The organism is Pseudomonas sp. HMWF006 (assembly GCF_003061205.1).
GTDB classification, from domain to species: domain Bacteria; phylum Pseudomonadota; class Gammaproteobacteria; order Pseudomonadales; family Pseudomonadaceae; genus Aquipseudomonas; species Aquipseudomonas monsensis.
On sequence record NZ_QAIU01000554.1, the window covers coordinates 37149 to 43531 of the forward strand.

At 61.5% G+C, this 6383-nt stretch carries 7 protein-coding genes; all 7 read left to right on the forward strand.

Annotated features, from left to right (window positions below; translation table 11 throughout):
* The first annotated feature begins 19 nt into the window (after positions 1-19).
* Complete coding sequence (locus tag DBR24_RS25095) at positions 20-493, forward strand: GspH/FimT family pseudopilin (RefSeq protein ID WP_128616071.1); 474 nt, start codon at positions 20-22, stop codon at positions 491-493.
* Complete coding sequence (gene pilV, locus DBR24_RS25100) at positions 490-939, forward strand: type IV pilus modification protein PilV (RefSeq protein ID WP_123464027.1); 450 nt, start codon at positions 490-492, stop codon at positions 937-939. Before DBR24_RS25095 ends, pilV begins: the two co-directional genes overlap by 4 nt.
* Complete coding sequence (locus DBR24_RS25105) at positions 936-1649, forward strand: PilW family protein (RefSeq protein WP_128616072.1); 714 nt, start codon at positions 936-938, stop codon at positions 1647-1649. The genes pilV and DBR24_RS25105 overlap by 4 nt, the downstream gene beginning before the upstream one ends.
* Before the next feature lie 11 nt (positions 1650-1660).
* Positions 1661-2140, forward strand: a complete 480-nt coding sequence (locus DBR24_RS25110; protein ID WP_123464031.1) for a PilX N-terminal domain-containing pilus assembly protein — start codon at positions 1661-1663, stop codon at positions 2138-2140.
* Positions 2127-5216: a pilus assembly protein gene (locus tag DBR24_RS25115; protein WP_128616073.1), complete on the forward strand. Its 3090-nt coding sequence runs from the start codon at positions 2127-2129 to the stop codon at positions 5214-5216. The genes DBR24_RS25110 and DBR24_RS25115 overlap by 14 nt, the downstream gene beginning before the upstream one ends.
* Before the next feature lie 15 nt (positions 5217-5231).
* Positions 5232-5633, forward strand: coding sequence for a type IV pilin protein (locus tag DBR24_RS25120; protein WP_123464035.1), 402 nt, complete (start codon positions 5232-5234; stop codon positions 5631-5633).
* A 57-nt stretch (positions 5634-5690) separates the two neighbouring features.
* A partial coding sequence (locus tag DBR24_RS25125; RefSeq protein WP_128616074.1) for an FAD-binding oxidoreductase occupies positions 5691-6383 on the forward strand: 693 nt, incomplete at its 3' end.

A 6383-nucleotide genomic window follows, 5' to 3' on the forward strand; every position in this document is an offset into this window, starting at 1 on the left:
ACGGCAACGGAGGGCATGGATGAATCATCGTACAAAAGGTTTCACGCTGCCCGAGTTGCTGGTCGCGATCGCCGTGTTGGTGATTCTCCTCACCCTGGCGGTGCCGGGCTTCACCCGTTCGATCCAGAGCAGCAAGGCCGACACCGAAATGGGCGATCTGCAGCGTGCCCTCAACTACGCGCGACTGGAGGCGATCGACCGCGGCGTGACCACGCGCCTGCGACCGAGCGCCGGTGGCAGCGTGTGGACCGGCGAGTTGTCGGTCTACGACAGTACTGGCAATGCGGCCAATGTATTGCGGGTTGTTCCAGCGATGAGCAGCGGCGCGACTCTGACGCTACCCTCAGGAGTGACTGCACTGGATTTCAACAATCTGGGTGGTCTGGCGGCACCGTCGACGGCGGTGGTCATCAGTTACGTGCTGGGAACGCAAAGCAGGACGCTGAACGTGTGTCTCAACGGACGAATTCAATGGGGTGGAAGTTGCGGATGAGGGCAGGGAGCTTACGGGCACAGGAGGGCATGTCGCTGATCGAGGTGCTGGTTGCGTTGCTGATTCTGACCGTCGGCATATTGGGCGCGGCAGCGGTGCAACTCAATGCGCTGAAGTACACCGACAGTTCACGGATGACCAGTCAGGCCAGCTTCATCGCCTACGACATGATGGACCGCATCCGCGCCAACGCCGCGGCCGATTACACGGGCACGCCGCCGACCTCGGGCAACCTCGGCGTCGCCCGCGATCAGGACCTCTACGACTTCACCACCAACATCATCAATTTCGGCGGGCCGACCGCCACCGGCACGATCACCCTCAATCAGCGGGTGTACACCATCACCATCAACTGGAATGACTCACGGGCCGCGAATGCCACGGGCACCACGCGCAGTTTCGTCCTGACCAGTCGCGCCGCAGTCGACCCGGTGGCCACGCCATGAAGCATCACAATCGGGGGTTCGGCCTGATTGAAATGCTCATCGCCCTTGCACTCGGGTTGATCGTGGTGTTGGGGGTGGTGCAGACGTTTCTCGCCGCGAAAAACACCTATGTCAGCCAGAACACCGGGGCGGCAATGCAGGAGGACGCACGCTTTGTGCTGAGCAAGATGATCCAGGAGTTGCGCATGGTCGGTATGTTCGGCTGCCTCGGCAGCATTACCGATGCAAGTTCGGCCGGGGATTTCAACGCGGCACAGCTCACCCCGATCAGTTGGGACAACAGCAACCTCAAGCTGACCCTGGTCACCGCCGACGTCGGCGGCAATGGTGGCACGCCGACCTGGACGGTGGTCTCCGATTGCCGCAACAGCGCCACGGCCTACACCGGATTGCGCGCCGCCGGGAGCGGGCAGATCGCCTTTCCGATCCGCCGCTTGATCTACAGCTTCAGCAGCAACCAGATCCTCATGGGCACCGGCAGCGGCACGCCGACCCAGCAGGTGCTGGTGAATAACGTCAGTGCCTTTAACGTGACCTTCGGTCTGGCCTCGTCCGCCTCCGATGTCGCGGCGTCCTCTTACAGCAGCAACCCCGGCGATCCGGCGCGCATCCGCAGCGTGCGCCTGAGCCTGACCCTCACCGACCCGAACAACCGGGTGGCCAATCAAACCTTCAACGTGGTTGCCGCGTTGCGCAACCGCTTGCAGTGAGGGCCGGGCCAATGAGGATTTCTTTGCATCAGCGACGCACCCAGCGCGGCATGGTGCTGCTGGTCAGTCTGGTGTTCCTGTTATTGCTGACCCTGGTGGGGCTGTCATCAATGCAAAGTGCCAACCTGCAGGAAAAAATGGCCGGCAGTGTCAGCCTGCGCAATCAATCGTTCCAGACTGCCGAGGCGGCGTTGCGCATCGGCGAGAGTGCGGTGCAACTCGACAGTTATTCGCTGGCCGTGTGTGCCAGTACTGCGCAATGTGCGCCGCCGGCAGAGTCATCGGTGGTCAGTGCGGCGGGGCTCAATTCGACCTCGGGGGTGACGTGGATCGCCGCCGGCAATGGCTTCTATGGCGTGCAGAACATCGGCACCACCCTGACGGCGGTGAACGTGCCGAGCAATACGTCGGCGACACTGTATCGAGTGACCGCGGTCGGTATCGCCGGCACTTCGCGCAGTGTGGTGGAGAGTGTCTATGCGAAGTATTGAGCGCTGCTGGAGACTGTTGGCGGGCATGCTGGCGGGCTTGTATCTGGCTGCGCCGGCCTATGCGTTCACCCCGTCCGATTCTCCACTTTTGAGTGCGGCGGCGGTGCCGCCCAATGTAATGCTGCTGATCGACGATTCCGGGAGCATGAACAGCATCATTTATGCGGCGGGGTTCGATCCGAACGTCACTCGCACGCCGGCCAGGCAGTGCAACGCGTTCCTCGGGCTGTGCTCGGTCCTCAATGCACCCACGATTACTGGCGATCCGGTGTTCTTATCAAGCCTGCCAACGTCTGGATGCTCCGGTGGGGCGTATGCTTTTTACAACAACAGCGTGGCGCCGCTGTGTCTGAAACTGCCTGATCCGGTGGGCGGCGGCAACACCCGCTACACGGGGGATTACATTTCCTACGTGGTCGGGCTGGCGATCAGCAACGGCACGCGCGACTTCACCACCGGAGCGATTCCCAACGACTACCGGATCAACGTGGCACGCAATGTGTCCTCCGCGCTGGTCGCCAGCAACCGAACCTTGCGCATGGGACTGTCGACCTTCAATCCGGTCACCAACAACAACTCCGGCAATGGTGGTTACATCGCTCGATCCATCAGTGACCTGTCGCCGGTCTCCGGCAGCGTGACTCAGGCCCAGGCCGACGCCAACTACAACGCGCTGATTTCGTCGATCAACGGCTTGAGTGCCGTGGCCAACACGCCGCTGGCGGAAACCTATTACGAAATCACCCGCTACATGCGCGGCATGGCGCCGTACTACAACAGCACGCCGACCACCTACACCAGTCCGATCCAGTACCGCTGCCAGAAAAACTACGGCGTGGTCATCACCGATGGTCTGCCGACCTTCGATCGCACGTTTCCCACCAATGACCCGCTGGGCGGCAGTCGTCTGCCGAACTGGGACGGCATCAACAATGACGGCGACAACCGCAATGGCGACGACGAAGGTGACACGCTGTATCTGGATGACATCGCCAAATTCGCCTTCGACATCGACATGCGTTCATCGGGGACTGACGCCGCCGGCAAAAGCTGGAACGCCGTGGATTTTCCCAAGCAGAACATGAACACCTACACCGTGGGTTTTACCGCCGACAACGACATGCTCCTGGATGCGGCCAGCTATGGGCAGGGCAAGTATTACCAGGCGACCGACGGCACTGGCCTCAACAGCGCACTGTCCTCGGCGTTGAGTGACATCACCTCCAAGGCCGGCTCCGGTGGCAGCGGCGTCACCAGCGGCACCACGCTGGCCAGTGGCACCAGTTATTTCCAGACCAGCTACGATCCCAGGGACTGGCGCGGGACGATCAAATCTTTCGGCTTCACCTCGGCCGGCGCGGTGAATACCTCCGCGGCCTTGTGGACCACCGACACCACCATCGTTCCGGGCGCAACCGCACCGACCTATCAATCGTGGCACACCGCCAGCAACGCCGCCGTTACCTTGGCGTACGGCAACTTTTCTGCGACCCAGCAGACCACGCTCGGTCAGGGCCTGCCCAGCGGCATCAGCGGCAGCGATCTGGTGGAGTGGAGCAAGGGCACCAACAAAACCGGGCTGAAGGTGCGCAGCGTATTGCTCGGCGACATCATCAACTCGCCGCTGGTGCTGGCTTCACCCAGCGACAAAACCGCCTCCGACCTGTCGGGCGACAGCACCTACAGCACTTACCTGACCACCAAGGCGGCGAACATGAACCCCAGCCTGGTGGTGAATGCCAACGATGGTTTTGTCAACGTCATCAACGCCGCCAACGGCACCCGGCGCTATGCCTACATGCCGTCCAGCGTACTGCCGTCGCTGCGGCTGATTGCCGACCCGGCGTACGTCAACGGCGTCAGCCAAAAGTTTCTGGTGGACGGGCAGGTCGGCGTGTATGACGCGCAACTCAACAGCGCCTGGAAAACCCTGGCGATTGGCGGCACCGGCGCTGGTGGCAAGACTTTCTATGCCTTGCAGCTGTTCGACGCTGCGGCGGGCAATGTGCTCAATGCCCTGTGGGAAGTCAGTGCGCCCGCCACGGCAAACACCGCCAACGCTTTTAATGATCTGGGTTATGCCTACGCGCGGCCGGAAGTGGCACGCTTGGCCGACGGTCGCTGGGCAGCGTTCATTGCCAATGGTTACGGCAGCAACTCCGGGGTGGCGGCGTTGTATGTGCTGGATGTGCGTGACGGTTCGTTGATCAAGAAGATCGTGATCGACAGCAGCGAAACCACCAATGGTCTGTCGTCGGTGAAGCTCAAGGTCAATTCGTCAAACGTGGTGCAGGCAGCCTACGGCGGCGACTTGAAAGGGCGTCTGTGGAAATTCGACCTCAGCGCGACCTCGACCAACAGCTGGGGCCTGGCGTTTTCCGGCAAGCCGTTGTTCACCACGGCGGGCGGGCCGACCCAGCCGATCACGGCGCAGCCGCTGCTGGCGGACAACTCGCTGGGCGGCAAGCAGGTTTTTTTCGGCTCCGGCAAATTCAACGAGACCGCCGACAAGACCAACAAGGATTTGCAGGCGTTTTATTCGGTGTGGGATGCCGACGGTGGTGCCGGGCAACTGACGGTCAGCAGTTTGCAGGCGCAGGCGGTCACCGGGGTGTTTTCCGGCAGCACCGGGCAGTTCATCACCACCAGCCAGAACGACACGACATATCCTGGGGAGAAGGGCTGGTATCTGCCCTTGGTGTACAACAGCGTGCTGACCGGTGAGCGAGTGATCAATCAGGCCAGCCTGGTGCTCGGGCGCATCGTGTTTACCACGGCCAGTGTCGACACCACTGACCCGTGTGCCAGTTTCGGCAGCGGCAAACTGGTCGAACTCGATGCGTTCAGCGGTAAGATGCTCAACTACGCGGTGCTCGACACCAACGCCGACGGCGTGGTCGACAGCAACGACACGATTTCCAGTGGTGTGGTGTTCACTGGTGGCATTCCGACCCTGAACGCCATCATCAATGGCGCGACCCGCAAGATCGTCAACGATTCCAGTGGCACCGTCACCACACTGGTGGAAAAATCCGGCGGCGGCAGCCGTCGTATCATGTGGCGACAAATACAGTAAGTGAGAGTTTGAGGCATGCGCAGAGTCAACCGGGGCTTCACCCTGATCGAAATCATGATCGTGATTGCGATCATCGGGATCATCATCACCATCGCCGCACCGAGCTACACCGAATACCTGAAAAAGGGACGGCGCGCCGAGGTGGTCTCGCTGCTCTCGGAACAGGCGCAGATCCTCGAGCGTTTCTATACCAAAAACAACGTCTACACCGGCATTACCGGTCTGAGCGCGGGCAATGACTTTTACACGCTCACCCCGACGGTCACCGACCAGACCTTTCTGCTGACCGCCACCCGCAAGGCCGGCACTACCATGGCGACCGACAAGTGCGGGGATTTCACCCTGACCAACACCGGCGTCAGAAGCATGAATAACGCTACCACCGGGCTGACCACCAAGGATTGCTGGGGCCGCTGAGGTACTTTCTCAAGGGCGCCTTTTGCGCCCACTGTCTTTTTCACGGTTGGATCAAACATGACCAGGCAACAGCAAGTGGTGATTGTCGGTGGCGGGGTGATTGGCCTGCTGACCGCCTACAACCTCGCCTCCGAAGTGCGCAGCGTGGTGCTGCTGGATCGTTCGGACCTCGGCCAGGAATCGTCCTGGGCCGGTGGCGGCATCGTGTCTCCGCTGTACCCGTGGCGCTATAGCCCGGCCGTCACCGCGCTGGCGCACTGGTCGCAGGATTTTTATCCACAGCTGGGCGAACGCCTGTTTGCCGATACCGGCGTTGATCCCGAAGTGCACACCACCGGCCTGTACTGGCTGGATCTGGATGACGAAGCCGAGGCACTGGCCTGGGCCGCACGGGAGAACCGTCCGTTGCGGTCTGTGGATATCTCGGCAGCACACGATGCGGTACCGGTGCTGGGCGGTGGATTTTCGCGGGCGATCTACATGGCCGATGTCGCCAACGTCAGAAACCCGCGACTGGTCAAGTCGCTGAAAGCGGCGTTGCAGGCGCTGCCGAACGTGACCCTTCACGAGCAATGCGAAGTCAGCGGGTTTGTGCGTCAGGGCGAGCGGGTGGTGGGCGTGCAGACTTCAACTGGCGTGATCGAGGGCGATCAGATCGTGCTGACGGCCGGCGCCTGGAGCGGCGATCTGCTCAAGACGCTGAACCTGTCGCTGCCGGTCGAGCCGGTCAAAGGCCAGATGATTCTGTAC